The sequence below is a fragment of the Aquimarina sp. TRL1 genome, from assembly GCF_013365535.1.
GTDB classification, from domain to species: domain Bacteria; phylum Bacteroidota; class Bacteroidia; order Flavobacteriales; family Flavobacteriaceae; genus Aquimarina; species Aquimarina hainanensis.
On sequence record NZ_CP053590.1, the window covers coordinates 4,846,682 to 4,870,894 of the forward strand.

The 24,213-nt window shown below is 34.9% G+C and carries 21 protein-coding genes; 11 read left to right on the plus strand and 10 right to left on the minus strand.

Translation table 11 applies throughout. The features are described 5' to 3' along the window. The first annotated feature begins 131 nt into the window (after positions 1-131). The gene (locus HN014_RS19985; RefSeq protein WP_176030602.1) at positions 132-992 is read left to right on the plus strand and encodes a hypothetical protein; all 861 of its coding nucleotides are present in this window, start codon (positions 132-134) and stop codon (positions 990-992) included. 21 nt (positions 993-1,013) lie between these two features. On the opposite strand, the gene HN014_RS19990 is transcribed toward HN014_RS19985, so the two are convergent. Continuing rightward, entirely contained in the window at positions 1,014-4,418 is a 3,405-nt protein-coding gene (locus tag HN014_RS19990) for a M36 family metallopeptidase (RefSeq protein WP_176030603.1), read from the minus strand. A gap of 463 nt (positions 4,419-4,881) precedes the next feature. Here HN014_RS19990 and HN014_RS19995 point away from each other — a divergent pair, with 463 nt between their 5' ends. Both HN014_RS19995 and HN014_RS20000 read left to right on the plus strand, forming a co-directional pair. Then, entirely contained in the window at positions 4,882-5,634 is a 753-nt protein-coding gene (locus tag HN014_RS19995) for a superoxide dismutase (protein WP_176030604.1), read from the plus strand. Positions 5,635-5,749: 115 nt separating this feature from the next. Beyond that, positions 5,750-6,934 (plus strand): LETM1-related biofilm-associated protein, encoded by a 1,185-nt coding sequence (locus HN014_RS20000; RefSeq protein ID WP_176030605.1) that lies wholly within the window; start codon positions 5,750-5,752, stop codon positions 6,932-6,934. 4 nt (positions 6,935-6,938) lie between these two features. Here HN014_RS20000 and HN014_RS20005 read toward each other — a convergent pair whose 3' ends face one another. The 7 genes from HN014_RS20005 to HN014_RS20035 form a co-directional block, all read right to left on the minus strand. Further along, positions 6,939-7,565, minus strand: coding sequence for a hypothetical protein (locus HN014_RS20005; protein WP_176030606.1), 627 nt, complete (start codon positions 7,563-7,565; stop codon positions 6,939-6,941). 2 nt (positions 7,566-7,567) lie between these two features. Further along, a complete protein-coding gene (locus HN014_RS20010) occupies positions 7,568-8,062 on the minus strand; it encodes an RNA polymerase sigma factor (protein WP_176031179.1) in 495 nt (164 codons plus the stop codon). A gap of 157 nt (positions 8,063-8,219) precedes the next feature. Continuing rightward, a complete protein-coding gene (locus HN014_RS20015) occupies positions 8,220-8,900 on the minus strand; it encodes a lycopene cyclase domain-containing protein (protein WP_176030607.1) in 681 nt (226 codons plus the stop codon). Between the two features lie 4 nt (positions 8,901-8,904). Beyond that, on the minus strand, positions 8,905-9,354 hold the full coding sequence (locus tag HN014_RS20020) for a sterol desaturase family protein (RefSeq protein WP_176030608.1): 450 nt from the start codon (positions 9,352-9,354) through the stop codon (positions 8,905-8,907). Positions 9,355-9,372: 18 nt separating this feature from the next. After that, entirely contained in the window at positions 9,373-10,212 is an 840-nt protein-coding gene (locus HN014_RS20025; protein ID WP_176030609.1) for a phytoene/squalene synthase family protein, read from the minus strand. Between the two features lie 3 nt (positions 10,213-10,215). Beyond that, a complete protein-coding gene (locus HN014_RS20030) occupies positions 10,216-11,682 on the minus strand; it encodes an NAD(P)/FAD-dependent oxidoreductase (protein WP_176030610.1) in 1,467 nt (488 codons plus the stop codon). A 46-nt stretch (positions 11,683-11,728) separates the two neighbouring features. Further along, positions 11,729-12,622 (minus strand): MerR family transcriptional regulator, encoded by an 894-nt coding sequence (locus HN014_RS20035; protein ID WP_176030611.1) that lies wholly within the window; start codon positions 12,620-12,622, stop codon positions 11,729-11,731. A gap of 181 nt (positions 12,623-12,803) precedes the next feature. Here HN014_RS20035 and HN014_RS20040 point away from each other — a divergent pair, with 181 nt between their 5' ends. From HN014_RS20040 to HN014_RS20050, 3 genes are all read left to right on the plus strand, one after another. Further along, positions 12,804-14,099 carry an NAD(P)/FAD-dependent oxidoreductase gene (locus HN014_RS20040; protein WP_176030612.1) on the plus strand — a complete coding sequence of 432 codons (1,296 nt, stop codon included), beginning with the start codon at positions 12,804-12,806 and terminating at the stop codon, positions 14,097-14,099. 210 nt (positions 14,100-14,309) lie between these two features. Beyond that, positions 14,310-16,469, plus strand: coding sequence for a TonB-dependent receptor (locus tag HN014_RS20045; protein WP_176030613.1), 2,160 nt, complete (start codon positions 14,310-14,312; stop codon positions 16,467-16,469). 77 nt (positions 16,470-16,546) lie between these two features. Next, positions 16,547-16,969 carry a DUF2141 domain-containing protein gene (locus tag HN014_RS20050; RefSeq protein ID WP_176030614.1) on the plus strand — a complete coding sequence of 141 codons (423 nt, stop codon included), beginning with the start codon at positions 16,547-16,549 and terminating at the stop codon, positions 16,967-16,969. Positions 16,970-17,091: 122 nt separating this feature from the next. Here the strand turns inward: HN014_RS20050 and HN014_RS20055 are convergent, their stop codons facing one another. Continuing rightward, positions 17,092-18,114, minus strand: coding sequence for a hypothetical protein (locus HN014_RS20055; protein WP_176030615.1), 1,023 nt, complete (start codon positions 18,112-18,114; stop codon positions 17,092-17,094). A gap of 797 nt (positions 18,115-18,911) precedes the next feature. On the opposite strand from HN014_RS20055, the gene HN014_RS20060 reads away from it, so the two are divergent. The 5 genes from HN014_RS20060 to HN014_RS20080 all read left to right on the plus strand — a co-directional run bounded on the left by HN014_RS20060 (position 18,912) and on the right by HN014_RS20080 (position 22,599). Next, positions 18,912-19,547, plus strand: a complete 636-nt coding sequence (locus HN014_RS20060) for a hypothetical protein (protein ID WP_176030616.1) — start codon at positions 18,912-18,914, stop codon at positions 19,545-19,547. A gap of 157 nt (positions 19,548-19,704) precedes the next feature. Then, complete coding sequence (locus HN014_RS20065) at positions 19,705-21,057, plus strand: 2TM domain-containing protein (protein ID WP_176030617.1); 1,353 nt, start codon at positions 19,705-19,707, stop codon at positions 21,055-21,057. Continuing rightward, positions 21,050-21,376, plus strand: coding sequence for a 2TM domain-containing protein (locus HN014_RS20070; RefSeq protein ID WP_176030618.1), 327 nt, complete (start codon positions 21,050-21,052; stop codon positions 21,374-21,376). The genes HN014_RS20065 and HN014_RS20070 overlap by 8 nt, the downstream gene beginning before the upstream one ends. Positions 21,377-21,389: 13 nt before the next feature. Beyond that, complete coding sequence (locus tag HN014_RS20075) at positions 21,390-21,698, plus strand: 2TM domain-containing protein (RefSeq protein ID WP_176030619.1); 309 nt, start codon at positions 21,390-21,392, stop codon at positions 21,696-21,698. Positions 21,699-21,840: 142 nt separating this feature from the next. Continuing rightward, on the plus strand, positions 21,841-22,599 hold the full coding sequence (locus tag HN014_RS20080) for a LytTR family DNA-binding domain-containing protein (protein ID WP_176030620.1): 759 nt from the start codon (positions 21,841-21,843) through the stop codon (positions 22,597-22,599). Positions 22,600-22,748: 149 nt separating this feature from the next. On the opposite strand, the gene HN014_RS20085 is transcribed toward HN014_RS20080, so the two are convergent. Beyond that, positions 22,749-24,212: a sigma 54-interacting transcriptional regulator gene (locus tag HN014_RS20085; protein WP_176030621.1), complete on the minus strand. Its 1,464-nt coding sequence runs from the start codon at positions 24,210-24,212 to the stop codon at positions 22,749-22,751. Position 24,213: the final 1 nt, after the last annotated feature.

Consider the following 24,213-nt stretch of genomic DNA (forward strand, 5'->3'; position numbering starts at 1 on the left):
TAGCTACCTTCTCCCCTATATTGATCTTAACATTTATTTCATATTGTGCTACATTGCTTAAGCCAAATTAACAATATATATACAATTAATTAACGTTTGTTCGCGTTATTATTGCTCTAAAAATCAACTTTATGTCACAAAAAAAAATCCTTTTCTTTCTTAAAATCCTCGTATCCCTGATTTTCATTGGAAGAGCCTGGCAACATTTATTTTGGGATGCTCCGTATCGGTCTTTCTTTTGGGATGAAGCAATGTTAAAACCTGTAATCGAAAGCCTGACAGACATGAGCTGGCAAGCTTATGTTACCAGTGCTTCTACGGACCAACTTATCCAGAATATTATACTCGCGAATGGTATTATATACTTACTAGCTGCAATTAGTGCCTTATTTATTAATTTTTCGAATAAAAAATGGTTACAGATTCCTATTATAATAGGAGGTGTGTTTTTAGTAATATTATCTTTGTTATTATACAAAGAAAAGTTCTATCACAGTGCTCAATTTTTCGAGCATAGCATTCAGTTTGGTCTCCCATTTGTTTTACTTTATTTTCTAAAAAATAATGGACAAAAAAGACAGTTATCTTTTATCCTGAAGATTCTTATTGCTGTTACTTTTTTCTCTCATGGGTTATATGCTTTTGGTTTTTATCCAGTTCCCGGAAAATTTGTAGATATGGTGATTCAGATTTTTCACTGTTCAGAGCGAACAGCCGTTATTTTCTTATATATTGCTGGCATTCTAGATTTTATTCTTGCCGTACTCATTTTTATCCCCAGAGTAGCACAGTATGCATTATGGTATGCAGTTTTTTGGGGATTATTAACTGCTTTAGCCAGAATTGTTGCTAATGTGTACTTTGATTTCTTCTGGCAATCTGTTCATCAAAATCTATACGAAGTTGTCTATAGAATTCCACACGGACTAACTCCTTTACTGGTATTAAAATTAGCAAAAAAAAGACTGTCTTTTCAGACAGCCTTTTCCTGATATCATCTTGTCAGAAATAAATTAGTTTATTATAAACTTTTTATTCTGTTTTCCTACATTGAGGATATACATTCCGACAGTAAGGGATTCCGTTGATATTACATTAGCTGTATTATTATTGATTATCCCCTGCTTTACGGTCTGACCTAATATATTTAGTATTCTAAACGTTTCTGTTCCTTGCGCCGCATTGTACATAGAAACGTTTAGCACTCCTCCTTTAGTGATTGGATTTGGAGTCAAAGTTATAGAAAGTCCTTTCTGTAACAATTCTTGAGGAATTGTTTTAGAAGCTACATCATCTCCTGCAAAAGAATCCACTGCTGTTGTTCCACATCTACCTAAATTGGTCCAACTCGTAGCTGTTCTTTCATACAGACTTCCTTGGAAAGTAACTCTCTCTCCCGGACTATACGAACGATTCGGATCATAAGGAGCTACTCCCTCACAAATATCGGTAGACACTGCTCCTTCTGTTAATTTTACATCATCAATAGCTACATCTGCCTGCCAGCTAGTACCGGTCACAGTATTAAATCTCAATTGTACAGAACCACCTACGTAAGCCGCCAGATCAATATTTGCCGTATTCCAGCTAGATCCTTGTGCTCCTGTCTTATTAAAGATACTTGTCCATGAAGTTCCATCATCGGTACTTGCTTCTACATCTAACCTTCCAATGGCACTTCCTAACATATGATATTTAAAGCTAAAATTAGCTGTTGCTACAGAACTTAAATCAAAGCATGGAGAGTTTAATATCGCTCTTTTATTAGGGAAACCTGTTCCATTCCCAGAAGCTTCTACATAAATATAATTAGCTCCTTCACTAGCAGAAGAAGGTCCAGTTCCATTAGATGGAGTTCCATTAGCATCTACTGTCCAGTCCAGGTTATCGTTAGACGATTGTGTCCAGGCTCCTAAATTATTTTCAAAACCTTCTGAATATGGGAAAGAAGAAATACCACTGGTACATCCATTTCCACCTCCTCCTCCATCGGAAGTTATATTAAGATCATCAATTGTTATGTCTCCTTGCCAGCTACTACCTGTTACTACATTAAGACGTAACTGTACTTTTGCATTTCCTAAATAGGAAGATAAATCGATACTTGCATCGTTCCAGTCTGTTCCTTGTGCTCCGGTTTTTGTAAATATACTAGCCCACTGTCCTTCATTTCCTGTTCTGGCTTCTACTGTTAATGTTCCTATTGCTGATCCTATCATATGGTATTTGAACTTAAGGAAAGCGGAGGTCAAATTAGTCATATCAATACATGGAGAATTAAGGATAGCTCTTTTATTAGGGAATCCCGTTCCACTTCCTGAAGCTTCTACATAAATATAAGAATCACCATCTACCGCTGCACCTGGTCCTGTTCCATTAGAAGGAGTTCCATTAGCGTCTATCGTCCAGTCTAGATCATCATTGGTTGCCTGTACCCATCCGCCTAATGTACCTTCGAAGCTCTGTTTGTATGGGAAAGCTGCAATATTTCCTGTACATTCATCTCCACCGCCACCGCCATCACATCCATTGACGAATGATACAGTCTGATCAGTATTACTATTGCTTCCTCCATTATTATTTTCTACTGCATCTTTTCCTACTCCTCTTGCAGAGAATACGGTCCATATTAAACAATTATATTTCCCATTATATAAGTCTCTGTCTGCTTGTAAAATTCCATCTCTACCAGATACAAACCCTGGATTATTTGCTGTATTTTTAAGTCCTTCGATAACCAGTGCCATTGCGATATTATTACCTCCTGTACCATTATAGAAATCAGGATCAAAGCCTTCTTCTTTAACCAATGCCCATGTCATATCCCATAAGATCGTCGCAAAAGCATATCCTACACCGTGCGGTACTCTCAGGTTATTAATATCTCCATAGTCTGTTCCGTTAATTGCAGTATCGGTAGAATATCTAGTAGGGCGAATTCCTAACCCATCTTGTCCTTGTCCTAATACATAGGTTCCTACTCCTCTTCCTGTTGTTCCTACATCTCCTGCTTTCATCGTCAATACTAATCCAAACCAATCAGACCATCCTTCTCCCATTTGCTCTGATCCTCCTAAAGCATTAGTTGAAGGTCCTCCTACTAACCGAGTAGAAATCCCATGACCATATTCATGTGCTATAATTAGGTTATCCAAATCTCCATCTCTTCCCGGATTGGTTCTATTCCATAAAAACATCTGCATTCTAGGATTACTTCCATCCGGAGGCGTTCCAAAATTAGCATTATTAGTACCACTTCCGTCTTGTGCGTCTGCATTTACAGAATCGCTACCTCGTCCTCCTTTTCCGTAGTTGTTTTCCTGAAAATTACCACTTGCTTCATTAAATCCATATACATACCAAACATCGTGCATAATATTATTCCAGTAGAACAAGTTTGTAATTGCAGCATCCTGATACTGAGTTGGCTCTTGATTTAGATTTAAGGAAAAATCAAACGAAAGATTACTTCCTCCATCAGCAGCAGCTCCTGTACCATTATTCCCGTTTCTATCCTCTTGTGCCCATACATTGTTTCCTCTGGTAATCGTATACTCTGCTCCTGCTGCTCCATTGGTATCATGCCATCCATAAGGAGATGCCGCTAATAAAGCCGGATCTGTTACAATAGAACGATTTCCATCATTCGGATTTTCAACAGGCATTGCATATACATTGTAGCGCTCTCCTGCCATATTTTCGGCTAAATTCTGAGGACCGATAAATTCTTTCTTTTTTATCACCTTAGAAAAATGCATTTCTCCTTTTTCTCCATGTGTATGTGGGTCATCAAAATTACAGCTTATTACCCAATCGTATTCTTTAAGAATTTTTCCTGTACCTGCATCTACATTTACATTCCACCAGTGATGTCCACTCTCTTCATATAAATTTACTAACCAAGACAATTTTAGTTGTCCTTCATCCAGTACATATACTTGTCGTACTTTTACAGGTTCTTCACTAATTCCGGTATTATTATATACCAAATCTCCTTTTGCAGACTTATTAGCACTTCTGTTTAATGCATTCGGAGTTCGTAAATTATGTGCTTGTACTACCTTCATAATTGCACTCTCGGGAGAAGTAAATGCTTTTGAAGAATTGATTTTGGACTTAATATCAGTAATAAATTGATTAATCTCCCAGGTTACCTGATCATTCTTTACAGTTAGCTTATATGTACCATCCTGTATTTCTATCCCCTGATAATATTGATTAATATAAACATGTTTGATGTCAGGGTTTAAAGAAGGGACTATATCTTTAATTTTCCATTCAGCTACATCTTGTTTGTTTAGTGCGGATTTTGTAGTGGAAACATTGAAATAATCTCTAACAATCGATTCCATGTTTTGGGCGATCATCATCTGCCCTAAAAAAAGTGTTAAAATTAAAAATGTTACATTTTTTTTCATTTTTATAAATTTTGAGTTTGTGTACTTCAAATTTAAAAAAAAACCACTTATTTTCATTATTCATTAAGATATTCACACAAAACATATGTTTTACATAGGAAAAATTGACACATAGACAAAATTTATTGCTTAATCACTAAAAAAAATAAAAAAAAACCTCTTCATCTCCCATAAACAAAGCAAAAACACAAATAAAAACCTGATTAACAATACAATAATCCTGTCCTACAAAAGAATTCAACCATAAAAAATTTATGGTTTTACCTTTCCATTTTTTAACAAAATTTTCACAAATAGAATTTAAAAAACAGAATGATTTTATAGATTATCATCTATTTTTTTATCATAAAAATGATCTTAGAAAAGTTAAAATCTTCCAATTCAGTAATGAGGTTCGATAATTAATTTTGATGTTCTATAGGATAAGCGTAATTTTAAATATTCAACAAATCTCATATCAAAAATGGATAAACGTAAATTTCTAAAAACTACGATATTAGCCTCTACCGGAATTGCCGCAGCCCCTTCTCTGGTATTATCTTCTTGTAATTCTTCTGAGAAAAAGGAAAAAACCACACCAGAGATCAATGAAAAAGATGTTAAAAAGGAAACATCTTCTTCCAGTCCTTTATTTAGTCTGCCTCCTTTGGTATATGGATATGATGCATTTACTGATGTAATCGATGCACAAACCATGGAAATCCATCATTCTAAACACCATCAAGGGTATGTAAACAAACTAAATAAAGCACTGAAAGACACTCCTGTTTCTGGAAATACAATTGAAGATATCCTGAAGAATGAAGCGCTTCCTATCCAGGTTAGAAATAATGGAGGAGGTCATTTTAATCATTCTCTCTACTGGGATATTCTTACTCCAGGTGGTGCAATGTCTGATACACTAAAAGCTGCTATTGTAAAAAGTTTTAATTCTATTGAAGCTTTTAAAGAGGAGCTTGCCACAGCAGGTAAAAAACGATTTGGTTCCGGATGGGCATGGCTTTGTCAGAGTGCGGACAAAAACTTATTTATCACCTCAACTCCTAATCAAGACAATCCATTAATGCACGTTGCGGATAAACAAGGGCATCCAATTTTGGGAATTGATGTTTGGGAGCATGCATATTATTTAAAATACCAAAATAAAAGAGGAGAATACCTTCAAAATATTATCAATAAAATAAACTGGACTAAGGTAGAAGATCGTATGATTTAAACTAAACTACTTTTGCATACTATTCTTACCAAGTATATGAGGTAAGAATAGTATGTCAGTGTTTTTTGATTTTACCAGATGATTATATATTAATTCAACCAGATATCGCTTATCTATGAATCCTTCTGCTACAGGCTGGATAGAAAAGTTCTTAACAGACCATCACAAACATACTACCGCTGGTTCCCTTCCTACATTAGATATGGCATATCCTTCTCTTAGGCAAGCAGGTTTTATCTACGGTACATCGATCCAAACCTTTATAAATACTTCTTCTAAGATTGTATATTCTGAAGAAGAAAAAACCAAGATCAACTTATTAGGTGCCCTGATAATTTCATATTATGACACCATAGAAGACGGTACTGATCATGACTGTATTGATGCACTTATTCAGTTCTATGAATATATGGATACTAAAAAGTCATATTTTTCTTTTCTTCAATCCATTTCATCCAAAAATACGGATCGATTAGAGCGTATATTACATACGCGTATTCAGACCAATGAATCCATTTTCAAGAAAAACTTTAGCCACCTGTTAACTAATGCCTTGTTATTTATTGACGTACTGGCTTTTGAGTATTTTCTGATTCACAATAAGAACCCGTTTGATTACGCTTCTAAATTAGAAGAAACTATTACTCAAATTGTTTTTTTATCTCTTCATTCAAAACCTAAAAAAGATTCTTATGATGAATTGGTATTGAAACTATTCGCATCTTCTGTTCGTTATAATAAAATACATGATACTGAGTACATTTCTCTCAAAGATATCAATGTAGCTATGTATGCCGACTCTCTAGAAAAAAAATACATTCTGGATTTGACCAGTTTAGCCAACTGGAATGAAAATCAGGCTTCTCAACATTCTTTTATCCTATCATTAGGAAATCAATTGAATGTATCTGATCTGGAAATTAACAACTCTTTATCTACAGTGCAGTCTTTTATCAACGCACATAAGGAGGATATTTCGTTCTTTAACTATTCTAACCCGGCACATCATTTTTATAAACAAACCTCCAGAACTGTTAGTATCGCTATTTTACGAAATAAAAAACGATTGATTAATGAAATAACACAGAGTAAAGAGCTTATGATCTTATTAGGTCAGTCTACCACTCGCGAACTCTCTTCATCAGAGAAGCAAAAAGTAAAACGTCAATTATTAGATATTTGTAAAACCATTCCTTCTCTGGCTATCTTTATTCTTCCTGGCGGAAGCCTACTTCTCCCATTACTCATTAAATTTATTCCACAATTGCTTCCCTCTGCTTTTAATGAAAATAAGCAATAGCCACTTATACTTCTAAGCGTTCTAACTCGGAATAATTCTTCTTCAATTTTCGGGTTAATACCCCATAAATTAATCTGTAGAACAATGCAAAAGTACCAAGTATAATCCCTGTAAATATAAGAACCATAACAAATAAAACAGCTTTGGGAAGTTCTTTATCCTTCATAAAATGTTGATTAGCATCAGAATCGATAAAAATCATATATGAGAATACAAGAATCATAAAAACACTCATAAATCCAAGAATAACCAATACGTATTGTCTAACGGCTTTTCTGGTATTCAGGATATTTTCCATTAAAACCTTTGTAGAATCTGTCGCTTGTATTTTTTTATAATTTTTATAGAACAATACCATATAATAGATCAAGATGCTATAAGACAGTACAGAGGCTATGATAGAAATTGTTTCCATTCCTACCATTTTGATTCGTCCATAAGTATCACTCATACGAAGGATCACTTCTAATGAGGCCCATAAAACAAATTCCAGGACACTGATGATAAAAATCGACCGCACAATCGAAGACGATTTTTTCAAAATCATGCTATATATATCATTATAAGAAAGCTTAGGAAGGGAATCGTCCTGTTTTTTCCAGTCTTTCTTTAGTAGTTCTAATCCATCCATATTTAAGGATTTAATATTTTTTTCAACTTCGTTTTCACTCGATTCATTTTTACTCTTGCATTTACTTCTGTTATCCCCATTGTATCTGCAATTTCCCTATATGATTTATCTTCCAGATATAAAAATACCAATGCTTTTTCTATATCATTAAGTTCTTTTACTGCTTTGTACATTAATTTCAGCTGTTCTTCGACTTCATCGTCGTATTCTTCAGCTTTAATTTTAAAATCCATCGCGTCAAAATCAGCTGTTTTAATGCTTTTTTTGGATTTTCTATAGAGTGTAATTGCTGTATTCAACGCTACTCTATACATCCAGGTACTAAATTTAGCATCTCCCCTAAATTTTGGATACGCTTTCCAGAGCTGAATGGTAATCTCCTGAAACAAATCATTGTGTGATTCTCTGTCATTTGTATACAAACGACATACTTTATGCACAATATTCTGATTCTGATCTAAATGTGTTACAAAACTATGTTCTAAATCTTTATCCACTGTAGTCAATTACAATATATATGTAGTTAAAAAAACATTTCTGTTACAAATTACTGTTTATAAAATTAAGTCCTATACTCTAATATAGTTATAACAACCTATACATCAAGCATATCTGTTCTTTCTTTTTATAGCATTTGTTACAAAAACAATGTTTTTATTCCCGACTTTTATAAGTAATAAACAGTAAAACGGTCAAAAGCATCGTAAACGCATACATCGTATCCTCTACAGGAATCGTACCAATTCTGAACTGAAGATTTTCATAATTATTATACCACACTACCTGATCTTCTATAAAACTTCCTGTAAGGAGACCGTTAATTAAAAAAAAGGGAACTAAAATAACTATAAATACGATGTAGAATCGCTGCAAAGTAGGTATTGCATATCGAACTGAAAAAATAAGAAGAATTGTAGCATAGCCATAGTTAATCACAGTATACCACTTATTATAATGAATAATAGCTATCACAACGGACAAGATGATAAGTCCTAGACTAAGTATCTTTGTATACTTTTCTTTGAGAATAAGTTTTGGAGTTAAGATGTGAAATGCATGGTATGTAAATGTACAGGCATAAGGAATACATATAAAAAACAACCACTCTTCTATCGGAAGTTTCCAGAGGTATACTCCTGTTAAATAAAAGGGATTAAATCCCCATATTCCATATTTGGTAAACAAAATATCCCATGGAATAAAAAATAGCATCATTGCCACAATCCCTATAAAAAGCTGTGGCCATTTTTTATAAAACCTGAGTTTGGGATGAAAACTCGCTATAAAAGGAATGCTAAGCGAGCCAATATCTAACCAAAAATACAGCCAATTCACAACCCTATTTTTTAAAATATTTAAATGGCACTACCAACATCCCAAAACACTCTCCTCCTCCTTTTCCTATATTTTTATGGTGCATTTTATGTGCTCTTCTCACTCCTCTGGCATATCGGTTATTGATTCTTCTAAACATCTTAAAACGTTGATGAATAAAAATATCATGGACTAAGAAATATGCTACTCCATATGCAAAAATACCAACCCCTATAGGAAGTCCTGGCCAAAAAATATCGTACTGCCATAATAGAAATAATACAATGCTTACCACGGCATAAAAAATAAAAAATGCATCATTTCTCTCAAACCAGGAATCATGATCTTTTTTGTGATGATCTTTATGAAGACTCCATAGAAAACCATGCATGATATACTTATGGGTAAACCATGCCATAAACTCCATAAAGAAGAAAGTTCCAAGAAAAATTAATATCCAAAATAAGACGATCATAACTTTCTAATAGTTTCTTTAGATTAAATTTAATCTATAATTTATATATGATTGTGCTAATAATCCTATTTTTTGATGATCCGGCACCCGAATTCTAGCATTTTTAATTTCTAAAGGAGCTGTATTCTTTAGCTTTTGAAGCAAACTTTTATAATATCTATAAGCTGTATACACTCCAAATTTAGCTTCGGGAGGAAGTAATAAGATCCCTTCATACCCTTTCCTAAAATCTTCTTCTATCTCCTGTATAATATTCATTTTCGTGTACTCATCCAAGTTAGTTAAATCAATATGAGGGAAATAGGTTCTGTTTAGCTCTTCATAATCTGCTTTGAGATCTCTCAAAAAATTTACCTTTTGAAATGCAGACCCTAAAGCCATTGCCGAATCTTTGAGCCTTTCGTATTGCACTTCATTTCCTTGTACAAAAACCTTGAGACACATTAACCCAACTACATCTGCTGATCCATAGATGTATTCTTTATACTCTTCTATTGTATGATAGTCTTTTTTATAGAGATCTTGCTCCATACTTTTCATAAATGCATCGATTAAGGAATCATCGATTTGATGTTTATGAGCTGTATGTTGAAAGCTATTTAGAATAGGATTTAAACTAATTTTTCTATCTAATGACTTTTTTAGGTCTTTTTTAAAATCAACAAATAAAGTCTCCTTATCATATTCATGAAAAGTGTCCACTATCTCATCTGCGAAACGAACAAACCCATAAATATTGTAGATATCCTGTCGGATAGATGGTGCTAACATTTTTACTGCCAATGAAAAAGAAGTACTGTAATATTTAGTCGTAATAATACTGCATTGGTTAGAAACCGAATCAAAAAGTGCTTTCATCTGTTATTTTTTTAGCGTTTTACATACTAGTTCTGCAACCAGCTTACCTGATATTAAGGAAGGAGGAACTCCTGGTCCCGGAACAGTCAACTGTCCCGTAAAAAAAAGATTATCTACCTTATTGCTCTTCAATTTGGGTCGTAGAAAAGCTGTTTGGAGTAGTGTATTAGCCATCCCATAGGCATTTCCTTTATATGAGTTATAATCATTTATAAAATCATTCACACAATAGCTTTCTTTAAAGATAATTTTATTTCTGATCTTTTGCGAAGTTAATTGCTCAAATCTATCTATAACTATATCAAAATATTGCGTTCGTATTTCTGGAGTATCTTCTATTCCTGGAGCTATTGGAATCAGAAAAATTCCTGCCTCTTTTCCCACTGGAGCTGCACTGTGATCGGTTATAGAAGGAAAGCTCGCATAAAAAAGCGGTTTATCCGGCCATGCAGGGTCATCATAGATAGTCTTTGCATGTTCATCAAAATCCACATCAAAAAATAACGTATGATGCGCTACATTCGCTAATTTTTTATCAAACCCTACATAAAACAATAAAGATGAAGGAGCAAATGTTTTCTTATCCCAATAATTTTCGGAATACACCCTATACTTCTGATCTAATAGTGTTTCTGAATGGTGATAATCTGCTCCACTAATAACGACATCTGCCCTATATTCTTCTCCATTAGCTACCACCCCTATCGCTTTCTGATTTTCCACCAGTATTTTTTCTACTGCCGTATCGGTATAAAAAGTAACACCTAATGAACTTGCTAATTCCTTCATTGCCTCAATAACACTATACATTCCTTTTTGGGGATGCCAGGTTCCTAATCCAAAATCAGCATAATTCATAAAGTTATAAAATGAAGGAGTGTTGCTTGGTTTTGCTCCAAGAAATAACACTGGAAACTCGAGAATCTGCGCTAAGCGATTATTGTCAAATTCCTTTCGCACATCCTTTTTAATGGTACTTATGAACTGTCCTAATCGCTTTATTGTCGCAGGAGTTATTAATTCCAGTGGAGAAACCCCCGGACGATACACCAGGTCTTTAATCGCTACCTCATAATTATCTCTGGCTTTATCGATAAAAGCAAAAAGCTTTTCAGAACTTCCTGCTTCTTCTTTTTCAAAAGTAGCTGCTATTTTTTCTAAACTATCACCAATTTCTACAAAGTCATTCTCTCCGAAATACACATAATATGCAGGGTTTAATTTTTGAAGGCTGTAATAATCTGATGGCTTTTTTCCGAAGTCTCCAAAGAAACGCTCGAAAACATCCGGCATCCAATACCAGGTTGGTCCTATATCAAATGTAAAACCTTCTTTCTTTAACTGGCGTGCTCTGCCTCCGACAGTTTCGTTTTTCTCCAATACAATGACCTCAAATCCTTTTTGGGCTAAATAGCAAGAAGCTGCCAAAGAAGAAAAACCTGATCCGATAACAATTGCTTTTAAATCCATGTTTAACAAAAATACAAAAAAGTTAAACAAAAATACCAAAAGTATGTTAAATAGCAGTCACAATATCTTTTATGCTGGTAAACAAACGAACATTATCCTTTATTTTAGAAGGGGTTATATGGGGTACCATTTGACCTAAAATCCATAACGGACAATTGATTTCTTCTAAAAATTCTTGTAGATACTGGTCGATATCATCTTTTACTGGAGCTACTGTAAAATAACTTACAAATGTGATATCATCATAAAATTTCACTAGGTCTTTCAGACTTTCTATAGGGACTGACTGTCCCAGATAAATCACGTGATATCCCTTTGCTAGTAGCTCGTAGTTTACATAAAGTAATCCCAGTTCATGAATTTCTTTTTCTGGCAAGTACAATACAAAAGTCTTACTACCGATTGATTCAGAGAGGGTATTTTTTAATAAGGCTTCAGAATGAATATATATTTTTTGTTTAATCAGGTTGCAAATAAAATGTTCATGAGAAGGCGTAATAGTATCTACCTGCCATAAAAATCCGATTTCATTCAACAGGGGAATAAACACTTCTTTAAATATTTCAGAAAATGTTTTCTCTTTTGACAGAGAATCATAGGTCGAAAAAAACAATCGCTGATCAAAATTAAGCATGCTCACTTTCATAGCACTAATAACCGGGGAATGGTCTGACTGATCATTTACTACTTTTTCTGCTTCTTTTGCTATTTCTTCAAAGTTTAATTTCGCTATTTTGGATATTTTAACCCCATTGTTATACAGTAATACGATATTCAGTAATTTTTGTAAACTCTCCAAATCATAATATCTGATATTACTTTTGGTACGCAACGGAGAAAGTAGTCCATATCTTTTCTCCCAGATCCGGATCGTATGCGCCTTAATACCCGATAAATTCTCCAGATCTTTTATACTAAAATGTTTTTTAATAGCTTCCATAGCACAACTTTGTTTAACAAAAATAAACAATAACTAAACAACTTGTCTGTTTTTGAGGTAACAAAAGCTATAATCCCCTTCGTTATACTATGTTAAAACCTTTTAAAAGAGGGAATAAAAAAGAGGAATTTCTAGTAATAAAGAACGCTTCATTTTATCTTTGTAGTACAATGCAACACATATGAATATACCACAATCCGATTTACCTCGTCTTGTCATTATAGGCGGTGGATTTGCCGGAGTATCTCTGGCTAGAAAGATGGTTAAAGAAAAGGTACAGCTCGTCCTTTTAGACCGTCAGAACTATCATACTTTTCAACCTTTATTATATCAAGTTTCTACAGCCTCCTTAGAACCGGATTCCATAGCCTATCCGTTACGGAAAATTGTAAAAAAAGGGAAAAATACTTTTTTCAGGATGACGGAAGTAACTCACATTGACCCTGATTCTAAAACTGTTTTTACCCCCATTGGGAATATCTCCTATGATTATCTGGTTATTGCTACAGGTGCCAAAACTAATTTTTTTGGAAATCAAACCATTGCTACGAATGCCATGCGCATGAAAAACTTACCACAGGCATTAAACCTACGAAGTTTACTGCTTGAAAACCTGGAACAGGCAGTCATCACTAAGGATCCTGAAAAAAGAAAAGAATTATTGCGATTTGTTCTTGCTGGAGCGGGACCTACCGGAGTAGAGCTCGCTGGAGGAATTGCTGAACTAAAATTGAATGTACTGCCACTGGATTATCCGGATATGGATTTCAGTGAAATGGAGATTCACCTAATTGAAGGGGCAGACAGAGTACTACCCCCTATGAGTACCAATGCATCTGAAAAAGCGGCTTCTTTTCTAAAAAAAATGGGGGTACATATTCATGTGAATACTCTGGTCACCAATTATGAGCATAATATTGTGACTACTAATACCGGAATTAGCTTGCGCACAGCAACCTTCATTTGGTCGGCAGGAGTTACAGGAGCTCCGGTAGAAGGAATTAATGCTAGTGCTATAATCCCAAGAGCAAACCGTTATAAGGTTAACAGATTTAGTCAGGTAGATGGGTATGATACAATTTTTGCCCTTGGAGACATTGCTGTAATGCCTACTGAGAAATTTCCTAAAGGGCATCCTATGGTAGCACAGCCTGCTATACAACAAGGAGCACATCTGGCTAAAAACCTAAAAAAACTTCTCAAAGAGAAACCGATGACACCTTTTACTTATTTTGACAAAGGATCTATGGCTACCATAGGGAGAAACAAGGCTGTGGTAGATATCGGCTCTTTTAAATTTGGGGGATTCTTTGCTTGGTTTATATGGATGTTTATCCACCTGTGGTTTCTGGTAGGTTTTAGAAACAGATTTGTCACCTTCTTCAACTGGTCTTATAATTATATCAACTATGACAAAGCGGCACGACTAATCGTTCGACCTTTTAAGAATAAAACGAATGTTACAGAACAAGTGTAATTCCTCTTTACACTAAAAAACTTCCCCATAGGCTATTCATTATATTAGTTTATGGGGTTTTATATATACAGAATATAATCATCAGTACTTCTCTTTTCAAAACATCCTAACAACTGATCCTATAAAAATGACAGTTGAGTAAAGATCTATTTTAGTTTTTGCAGACAAATATGACTTTTGAGGCATCAATCAAAACAGATATACTACAACATGAAATCTTTACTTATTGCCTTATTAACTGTATTTCTTAGCTCTTTCTCGTATGCGCAAACTACGATCAGCGGAACTGTCACCGACCCTAAGGGCATGCCAATTATAGGAGCAAATATCTATATCGATGGCACTTATGACGGTAGCTCTTCTAACGATCAGGGAGCTTTTTCCTTTACCACATCAGAAACCGGGAGTCAGACCTTAGTCGTATCCTTTATTTCTTTCGAAACCTATTTTTTATTCGAAGAAGTAACAACGATGAACAACCTGCATATTAAACTGAAAGAAGATGTGAATTCACTGGATAGTGTTATTCTGACAGCAGGGACATTTGCTGCAGGAGATAATAGCAAAGCTTCTGTCTTATCCCCTATGGATATTGTCACTACAGCAGGAGCTGCAGGAGATTATATTGCTGCTTTTCAGACCTTACCCGGTACTTCTACCGTGGCAGAAGATGGTCGCCTTTTTGTTCGGGGAGGAGACGCCAATGAAGCCAATGTATACATCGATGGCCTTCGCGTATTTCAGCCATTTACTGCCAGAACCAATAACATTCCTACCAGAGGGCGCTTTTCTCCTTTTCTATTTAGTGGTACAAATTTCTCTACCGGAGGATATTCTGCAGAATACGGAGATGCCTTATCCAGTGTACTCTTAATGAATACGATCGATCAACCCGATCAGGAAAAAACAGATATACAGATTATCAATGTTGGTGTTGGTGCCGGAAATACACAGAAATGGAATGATAACAATTCACTAAGTTTTAATGCTTTTTATCTTAATCTAAAACCTTATCAGGAAATTATATCACAGGATTTTGATTGGAAAAAACCGTATGAATCTCTGGCAGGAGAAGCCGTATATCGTCATCAGTTTACTAATGGTTTATTAAAAGTATATGGAGGAGTGAACTACACGCGTTTCCGATTAATACAAGAAGACATTAATATTCCTTCGGGAATTGATTTTTCAATGAAAAACAGAAACCTTTACCTCAATACTTCGTATAAAGGAAGCCTGGGAAATGACTGGAGTATTACATCTGGATTAAGTTTTGCCAATGATCATAATGATATTCGTGTACAAGATACCGATATCGCCAATGATGATTATACAGCTCACCTAAAACTGAGTCTCAGAAAACGATTCAGCAATCGGGTAAAACTGCATATAGGTGCAGAACAATTCCTGAATTCTCATGAAGAACTTACAGCAGTTCCTAATATTGGAAATTTCGACACCCACCACCAAAACAACAGTACTGCTACCTTTGCTGAGACCAATATCTTTTTTAGTAAAAAATTAGCCATGCAGGTGGGGGTCAGAGGTACCTATAACAATCTATTAGATACCTATCGTATAACCCCCAGAGCATCTCTGGCTTATAAAATATCATCTAACGCTCAATTATCACTTGCTTATGGGGATTTCTATCAAACTCCACAACACGAAGTTCTAAAATATACCATGGATATAGAACCTGAAAAATCATCTCACTACATCCTTAACTACCTATACCAAAAAGAAGGAAGAACCCTACGCGCAGAAGCGTATTATAAACAATACGACAACCTACTTACTTATGATACAGAAATGCCGACCTATAACAGCCTATATACTAATAATGGAAATGGCTATGCACAGGGAATTGACCTTTATTGGAGGGATAATTCATCAATCAAAAATTTTGAATACTGGCTGAGTTATTCATATCTGGATACAGAACGTACTTATAAAAACTATCCAACTGCTGCCACGCCTAATTTTGCGGCTACCCACAATATTTCTCTGGTAGGAAAACTATGGGTAGACAAGTGGAAATCTATGATTGGAGCGACCTATAATTTTGCCTCAGGACGTCCGTATACAGATCCTAATACCAACTCTTTTCTTTCAGAAAAAACAAAAGCATACAATTCGCTTAATATGAATTGGGCTTATCTGATCAGTCAGCAAAAAATACTGTATGTATCTGTCTCAAATATACTAGGTACTAAAAATATATTTAATTATCAATATGCTGATACCCCTACCCCACAAGGAACTTTTCCTCGAAGAGCTATTACTCCTTCTGCGGATCGTTTTTTTATCGTTGGTTTCTTCTGGACCATCAGCGATCGTAAAAATGATAACCAATTAGACAATTTGTAAATAAGCTCCCTGCATATTTTTTAAAAAAAACAACAATGAATCCATTTAAAAAACTATAATAACTTAATTTTATCAAAATGAAACAAAAAATTATAACATTAATTGTCGTTGTGTTTGCTGCTATCTTATCCGGGCAGGCACAGGAACAGACTTATACAATAGAAGTAACCATTAACAATATAGCCTCTGATGACGGATCTATTAAAATCGGTCTCTGTGACAAGAAAAAAGATTTCTTAAAGAAGTTTATAAAAGGGAAATCAATCAAAGCTCAAAAAGGCAGTATGACTGTTTCTTTTGAGGAGATTCCCAAGGGGACCTATGCTATCTCTTTAATCCATGACGAGGATGACAATGGTAAACTCAATACTTTTCTTATGATTCCATCTGAACCTTACGGCACCAGTAATAATGCCAAAGGAAACTTTGGTCCTCCTAAATGGCAGGATGCCAAATTCGATATTATCGACAAGGATATCAAGCTATCGATTGATTTGTAAGAAACAAGTAGTACACTCCTTAGAAATAAGGCAAGCTGTTTATCTAGTATGAACAGCTTGTCTTCTTAGAGACCTCATATATCCAACAAACTTTTTAACTAGTACATTAATGAAATACATGCTCATTCCGCTTTTAGCAGAAAAAAACCTGTATATTTACCTATTATCAATACTAAATCATCGTTAAGAATTACACCTTCTATTGGTTCTCCTGTTTTTATAGTACCTCCAAAAGACGTTCTTAATTTATATTCGATCTTTGGCTTATGAGTTACTATGACTCCTTTATCACTTGGCGCCAGCACCGCCATCGTGAATTTATCCTTTGCCCCCGTATTTCCTGCTACTAAAAATTCCTGCTCTCTTTCTATAAGGGTTCCATAAACACTTTTAGTTTTTATTTTTGCTGCTTTATATCTTTTAGGTTTTTGAAGATCTCGTATATCATATTGTACTACATTATCGTTTCCTATCAATAATAATTGTTGATCCGGAATAAGCCATTGCATGGATGTAGGTGAGTAACCATTAGCCGGTTGATGTTTGCTTCGGAATTCATATGTACCATCTTCCGATCGGGAATAGATATAAATTCCCTGATGCCTGGATACGACACATATTATATTACCACTTTTACTTATATTGGTAAGTGTATCAAAAAACATAGTCTGGTTCTCACCTGACAGATCAATTATTTTGGTCTTTTTATCATTTGCATCAACTGTAACAACGCCTTGTTCGATACTCGAAATTAAGTATACTATCCCTGATTCTATAAAAAAGTGACTATATTCAGGAGTTTCAATTGTTCTAATATGGACCGGATTACTCAAATCAGAAATATCAAACATCAAAATTTTATCTAGTGCTGATCGTTCCTGATACGATATATAAAGAAAATTTTCTTCTAGCTGCATTTGACCAGCTCCCCCCCAACCAATATCTGTTGTAGAAATTAAAGAAATAACCGATAGCTCTGTTATATCCCATATTTTGAACCTATTGGCATGACGAGTAATGAGTGTATTATTAATCTGTATTGTTTTGCCAAAATCTCTTTCTACATCATGTTCTATTGTCTCCTTTGGCTCTTCTATATGAATTGGTATTTCTACATACTTTTCGATCTTACTTAATTTTCCCATACGTATGATTTTAATAACTTATGATTTTTCCATTGTTTTTATACCCCTCCCTAAAAGTTCATAAGGTCTTTGTGCTAAAGATAAAAAATCTTCTCCCTTTCTATACTACTTATTAATATCAGTTCGATATGCAATACACATATGCTTCTTTTCTATAAGATAGTGGTCAACCATTGTTTATTAACTATTTGTTTTACCTCGCAAATCCGAACAGTAATATCAAACTTTAGTTCATATTATAGTCAAGTTGAGCAATTACCTAACTTATAAGGCTAGCCATATAGCGCAAGGTTTTGAAATTTAAGGACATGATTTTTACTTCTGATAATAATATACTGTTGTGGTATAATCATATCGTAGGCTTGAATCAAAGCTATCTGGTAGTATTTTAAACCTGTTTTTATAGTAATTTAATCGCACAAATAATAAAACATTACAATATATTTTCAGAAGACAACCATAAAGATTCGTACAATTAAAACGGTAAGAGAGACTGTCTAACTATTTTAGGTAGTCCCTTTTTTTATTTTGTGGTGATATAAAATTATATGAAAGGTTTTTAGCCTTATCTCAATATAGGATCAATACCTCCTTCCCTGCGCTTGCGGATACAGTACTCATATCTCCGGGACTTTATATCTGGTACCATCCTCCTTCTTTTTTCTTGATTACACTTCATCCAACTAAAATGACAATTCGGTCATATATAATTAGAAAGACTGTTGTTTCTAAGCATCTTTACCTCATCAATAACAAACTCATCATCCATTGATATGAGTTAATAAATAACAATACTTATGAAATATATTCTTCTTTTAGTACTGGCAGTAAGTGCTTCTTTTACTTCAGAAATCACTGCACAATCTTCTTATGAAAAAGGAATGACCAAAGCCTTTTCCTTATGGAAGGAAAACAAAGCTGATGAAGCGGCAAATTTGTTTGAGCGAATTGGCCGTGCCGAACAAGATAACTGGATTCCTTATTATTATGTAGCTCAAATTAATATCCTCACCACTTTTGGACTAAAAGAGGCTACTGAGATCGAATCCCGATTAAAAAAAGCGCAGAATTTTATTAACGACGCAAAGACCTTCTCTAAAGACAATGCAGAAATACACATTATGGAAGCACTATTAAACACTGCCTGGGTTGCGTACAAGCCCTCAGTATTCGGGATGACGCATTCTACAAAAGTGGAACAATCTTATCAGGCTGCTAAACAATTAGAACCTGAAAACCCCCGAGCAATGTTGTATCATGCCGAGTGGAAAATGGGAGCCGCAAGATTCTTTGGCAAAGACCCAAAAACTTTTTGTTCTGAAGTAGAAAAAGCTATCTTGTACTTTGATAAGGAACAAAAAAAGGAAATCCCTTTTTATCCTAAGTGGGGAAAAGATCAGATAAAACGGGTGCAAAGAAACTGTAATTCATAACAGGTCAATCCCCTGACTTAAGAACAGAATACGAAAAGTATTTCTTAAGCAGGTATTCCGTAAGGAAAATGATGGATTTAATACCAATGAGTATTAATTTCTGAGACAAGTCCCCTACCTATGTAATCCTCGAGGATCGAGTAAACCAAAAAAGACTATGAAAGATATAAAAGATATTATCGTCGTTTCACTAACCCTAATGATTGTAGTCCTGGCAATTCATTTATTATCTAATGAATTTAATTATCAACGGGTACTAACGGTGGAATGGATCGGAATTCTTACGTTTTATAGTGTATTTCTTACATTGATTAATGCTTATTATTTTAAGTTCATCAACTATCGGTTCGAATGGAAAAATAAAGGATTACAAAGAATATTAGTCAGTGCCGGAGGATCGATCGTCTTAACAATTCTTGGCTATATGTTCTGCGGGTATGTAATTGCTGTTATAATCTATCAGAAGCAAACTTCGATTGAGTTTCTTAAAGATCAAAAATTCGAAGATTACTTAATGCCTTTGTTTATTACTGTGATTGCTTCCTTATTCTTTCATACTATGCATTTTTACAAGGCATTACAAGAAAAGAAAGTTGCAGAACAAAAGATCATTGCGGGAACAGCCTCTGCGAAGTTTGATGCCTTAAAGAATCAGTTGGACCCTCATTTTTTATTCAACAGTCTCAATGTATTGACTTCCTTAATCGATGAGAATCCAAGGATGGCACAGAAATTCACCACTTCACTATCCAAGGTATATCGCTATGTACTGGAACAGAAAGACAAAGAATTAGTAAGTATTGAAGAAGAATTAAAGTTTGCCAAAACCTATATGACACTACTCAAACTTAGGTTTGAAGACAGTATCATATTCGAAATGCCAACACAGTTGAGTAATCCAAATGCTAAAATTGTGCCTTTATCACTACAGATCTTATTAGAAAATACGATTAAGCACAATGTAGTAATGCCTGAGAAACCTCTGAAAATAAGTATATATGAAAAAGATGGGTTTCTATTTGTAGAAAATAATCTACAACCTAAACAAATTGTAAAACAACGTAGCGGTGTCGGACTGGTCAATGTCAAACAGCGATATGCTTTATTGACTAAAAGAGCCTTCTCTGTATATAAAACAGAAGATGCTTTTATCGCTAAACTGCCACTGCTTACGAAACAAATAACAACTATCGATATGGATATAGTAACACCAACAGCTAGTAATGATGAAATAAAATACGAACGTATTCGCAAAAAAGTACAAAAGATCAAAGAGTTTCAATATAATCTCATCTCTTACAGTGTCGTAATTCCCGGATTGGCAATTCTCAATTATGTAACCACAGGGTTCAGTATACCATGGTTTATTTTCCCGCTGTTTGGATGGGGATTGGGATTGCTCTTCCATGGAATGGACGCCTATGAATATCATCCTTTTATGGGAAAAAACTGGGAAGAAAAAAAGATCAGAAAATATATGAATCAAGAGAAAAGAAGTCGCCATGAATAATAATGATTACGATGCCTATAAAAGAGCCAAAGCCCGTGTAGAAAAGGAGAAAGGCTTCTACTCCCATCTGACAGTATATATAGTGATTAACATTGTGATTCTGATCGTTAATGTCAATTTTAGATTTAACTTTGATGGGGCAGAAGATTGGCTAAACTGGAATCTATTGGTTACTCCCGTATTATGGGGAATCGGATTACTTTTTCACGCAATTGGCGTTTTTGGAAAGTTTTCTTTGTACGGAAAAAAATGGGAAGAACGAAAAATAAAGGAGCTTATGGAGGAAGAAGAACGAGCTTCTAAACAGAATCATTACTAAAAAACTAGAACAGATGAAAGATTTTAATGAACAACATTCATATGACCGTGCTAAGGAGCGTGTCGAAGAAATAAAAAAGTTTTACAGCAATCTATTTTCTTATATTGTAATTATTGGTTTTCTTGCCGGATTAAATTATTTTCAAAACCAATGGAGATACGCATGGTTCTTATGGCCAGCTATGGGATGGGGAATCGGCGTAGTATTCCATGCTATTAAAGCCTACCGTTTTAATCCTGTTTTTAATAAAGAATGGGAAGAACGAAAAATAAGAAAATATATGGAGGAAGAACAAACACAGAAACAACAACGATGGGAATAACAGCCCGAAAGAAATATTAATTTCGGAATTCATCCTAAAACATGTATAACTCTCGTTTCGAGTAAACATGTCTGGCAGGAGTTACCCCTAAACTAGCTAATAACTACATAAAACAAGTACATCAGATAAAAAATACCACCCGATGAATGTCATAATTATAGAAGATGAAAAACCCGCAGCCAGACGATTAAACAGAATGCTTGATGATTTAGGAATTCAGGCTGAAACTATGTTACATTCAGTAGCAGAAGCCATCGAATGGTTCTCTAATAATCCTCATCCGGATGTGATCTTTCTCGATATTCAATTGAGTGATGGTCTTTCTTTCGAGATCTTTGATGAAGTAACTATTAATAGTGCTATTATCTTTACTACTGCCTATGATGAATATGCGCTCAAAGCATTTAAATTAAATAGTATTGACTATCTGCTAAAACCAATTGATGACGATGAATTAGAAGCAGCTATACAAAAATATCAGCAATACTTACCCGAACAACAACCGATTCAGGTAGATTTTGAAGATATAAAAAAGCTACTGGTCAATCCGATGGACAGGGTTTATAAAAAACGATTTACAGCGAAGGTAGGACAACACCTCAAAATTTTTACAGTAGAGGATATTGAATGTTTTTATTCTGAAAACAAAGGAACCTATCTTCATACCACAGACAATAGAAACTACCTGATCGATAGTACTCTCGAATCATTGGAAGAGGAATTAAACCCTAAACAATTCTATAGAGTGAGTCGCAAGTTTTATATCAACATCAATGCTATCAAGGATATTATTACCTATACCAATTCCCGATTACAGGTCAAGTTAGCGCACTTTGATGAAGCAGAAATTATCGTTAGCAGAGAACGGGTAAAAGATTTTAAAAACTGGTTAGAAAAATAATCCGCTCGAGATAAAAGATAAACATCTATCTCATTACTTAACTGATATTTTATAAAGAGTAGTATCTATGTTTAGGAAGAAACCAGGGCGTTTTAATCCCGATTATCTAGTAAAAGGGGAATCCTTTGCAGACTCCCCTCCTTTCTCTCTTATAATCCACTGATATATCCTCCGTACACATCCTTAAACTGAAATCCTTCTGATAACCGATGTTTACTTAGCTTTTTGTACTCCACCAATCCCCATAATACAAATTCCATCATAAAATAGCGATCCTCCGGAGCAACCTCTCCCTGATAGGCTTCAATTAACGCATTCAGAGGAGGAATAGCATCCAATGCTTTTTTATAAGCTTCATCGGTAGTTTCTTCTAGCAGTTCTAAGCTACTCTGTTCAAAAAACCAATCGATTAACTCCTGATAAGGGCTCTTATAATCTTGTTTTTCCAATCGTTCAATTTTTGGAAAAAAAGTGGGAAAAAGCGTCTTTATACTCTCCGAAAGTAAGGAATGAGCAACCGCTGCTGCTCCCTCCTGCTCTCCTTCATATACTAATTCTACTTTTCCTGTAATAGCAGGTACTACTCCAAGAAAATCACTTAAGCGAACTGTCGTTTTTTCAATTCCCAATTGCAAAGCTCTGTACTCGGCTGTACTCAATAAATTTTCATAAGCAGTGATACTCATCCGGGCACTGACTCCACTTTTATGATCTATAAATTCACTGGTTCTGGCTTGGAAACTCAATTGTTCCAGAATGTCTTTAGCAATTTCCGGGACATAGACCGTTTCTTCTTGTCGCTTATCTAATCTGGCTTCCTGAGCAGTGATTGTTTTCGCTATGGCAACGGTTTCTGGATAATGAGTTAATATCTGTGACCCTATACGGTCTTTCAACGGGGTAACAATACTTCCTCTGTTGGTATAATCCTCTGGATTAGCTGTAAAAACAAACTGTACATCCAATGGCAAACGCAATTTGAATCCCCGAATCTGAATATCTCCTTCTTGTAGAATATTAAATAAAGCTACCTGGATTCTTGCTTGCAGATCCGGTAATTCATTAATAACAAAAATACTTCTGTTAGCTCGGGGGATCATTCCAAAATGAATAACGCGATCATCAGCATAACTCAGTTTTAGGTTGGCTGCTTTGATAGGATCTACATCACCTATAATATCCGCTACTGTTACATCTGGTGTTGCTAACTTTTCTGCAAAACGTGCTGAACGATGTAACCATTCAATAGGAGTATCCTCTCCTTTTTCGGCTATCAGGTTCGTTGCATATCTGGAAATAGGTTGCAATGGGTCATCATTAATCTCTGAACCTGCAACGATCGGAACCCATTCGTCTAATAGTGCAATCATCTGTCTGGCTAATCGGGTTTTTGCCTGACCTCTAAGACCTAACAGATTAATATTATGCCTAGATAAAATGGCTCGTTCCAATTCAGGTATTACAGTATGCTCATACCCGTGAATCCCTTCAAAAGTGGGAATATTCTCCCTAATTCTGGTTCGTAGATTATTGCGTAATTCATCTTTTATAGATACAGGAAGGTACCCTGATTTTTTTAGGGCTCCCAACGTTTTTATTTCTTTAATATTCATT

Excerpts from the sequence above, each read along its gene's own strand:
- HN014_RS19985 (WP_176030602.1), top strand. The coding sequence starts at position 132 with ATGTCACAAAAAAAAATCCTTTTCTTTCTTAAAATCCTCGTATCCCTG.
- HN014_RS19990 (WP_176030603.1), bottom strand. The coding sequence starts at position 4,418 with ATGAAAAAAAATGTAACATTTTTAATTTTAACACTTTTTTTAGGGCAG.
- HN014_RS19995 (WP_176030604.1), top strand. The coding sequence starts at position 4,882 with ATGGATAAACGTAAATTTCTAAAAACTACGATATTAGCCTCTACCGGA.
- HN014_RS20000 (WP_176030605.1), top strand. The coding sequence starts at position 5,750 with ATGAATCCTTCTGCTACAGGCTGGATAGAAAAGTTCTTAACAGACCAT.
- HN014_RS20005 (WP_176030606.1), bottom strand. The coding sequence starts at position 7,565 with ATGGATGGATTAGAACTACTAAAGAAAGACTGGAAAAAACAGGACGAT.
- HN014_RS20020 (WP_176030608.1), bottom strand. The coding sequence starts at position 9,354 with ATGATCGTCTTATTTTGGATATTAATTTTTCTTGGAACTTTCTTCTTT.
- HN014_RS20025 (WP_176030609.1), bottom strand. The coding sequence starts at position 10,212 with ATGAAAGCACTTTTTGATTCGGTTTCTAACCAATGCAGTATTATTACG.
- HN014_RS20030 (WP_176030610.1), bottom strand. The coding sequence starts at position 11,682 with ATGGATTTAAAAGCAATTGTTATCGGATCAGGTTTTTCTTCTTTGGCA.
- HN014_RS20035 (WP_176030611.1), bottom strand. The coding sequence starts at position 12,622 with ATGGAAGCTATTAAAAAACATTTTAGTATAAAAGATCTGGAGAATTTA.
- HN014_RS20040 (WP_176030612.1), top strand. The coding sequence starts at position 12,804 with ATGAATATACCACAATCCGATTTACCTCGTCTTGTCATTATAGGCGGT.
- HN014_RS20045 (WP_176030613.1), top strand. The coding sequence starts at position 14,310 with ATGAAATCTTTACTTATTGCCTTATTAACTGTATTTCTTAGCTCTTTC.
- HN014_RS20050 (WP_176030614.1), top strand. The coding sequence starts at position 16,547 with ATGAAACAAAAAATTATAACATTAATTGTCGTTGTGTTTGCTGCTATC.
- HN014_RS20055 (WP_176030615.1), bottom strand. The coding sequence starts at position 18,114 with ATGGGAAAATTAAGTAAGATCGAAAAGTATGTAGAAATACCAATTCAT.
- HN014_RS20060 (WP_176030616.1), top strand. The coding sequence starts at position 18,912 with ATGAAATATATTCTTCTTTTAGTACTGGCAGTAAGTGCTTCTTTTACT.
- HN014_RS20065 (WP_176030617.1), top strand. The coding sequence starts at position 19,705 with ATGAAAGATATAAAAGATATTATCGTCGTTTCACTAACCCTAATGATT.
- HN014_RS20070 (WP_176030618.1), top strand. The coding sequence starts at position 21,050 with ATGAATAATAATGATTACGATGCCTATAAAAGAGCCAAAGCCCGTGTA.
- HN014_RS20075 (WP_176030619.1), top strand. The coding sequence starts at position 21,390 with ATGAAAGATTTTAATGAACAACATTCATATGACCGTGCTAAGGAGCGT.
- HN014_RS20080 (WP_176030620.1), top strand. The coding sequence starts at position 21,841 with ATGAATGTCATAATTATAGAAGATGAAAAACCCGCAGCCAGACGATTA.
- HN014_RS20085 (WP_176030621.1), bottom strand. The coding sequence starts at position 24,212 with ATGAATATTAAAGAAATAAAAACGTTGGGAGCCCTAAAAAAATCAGGG.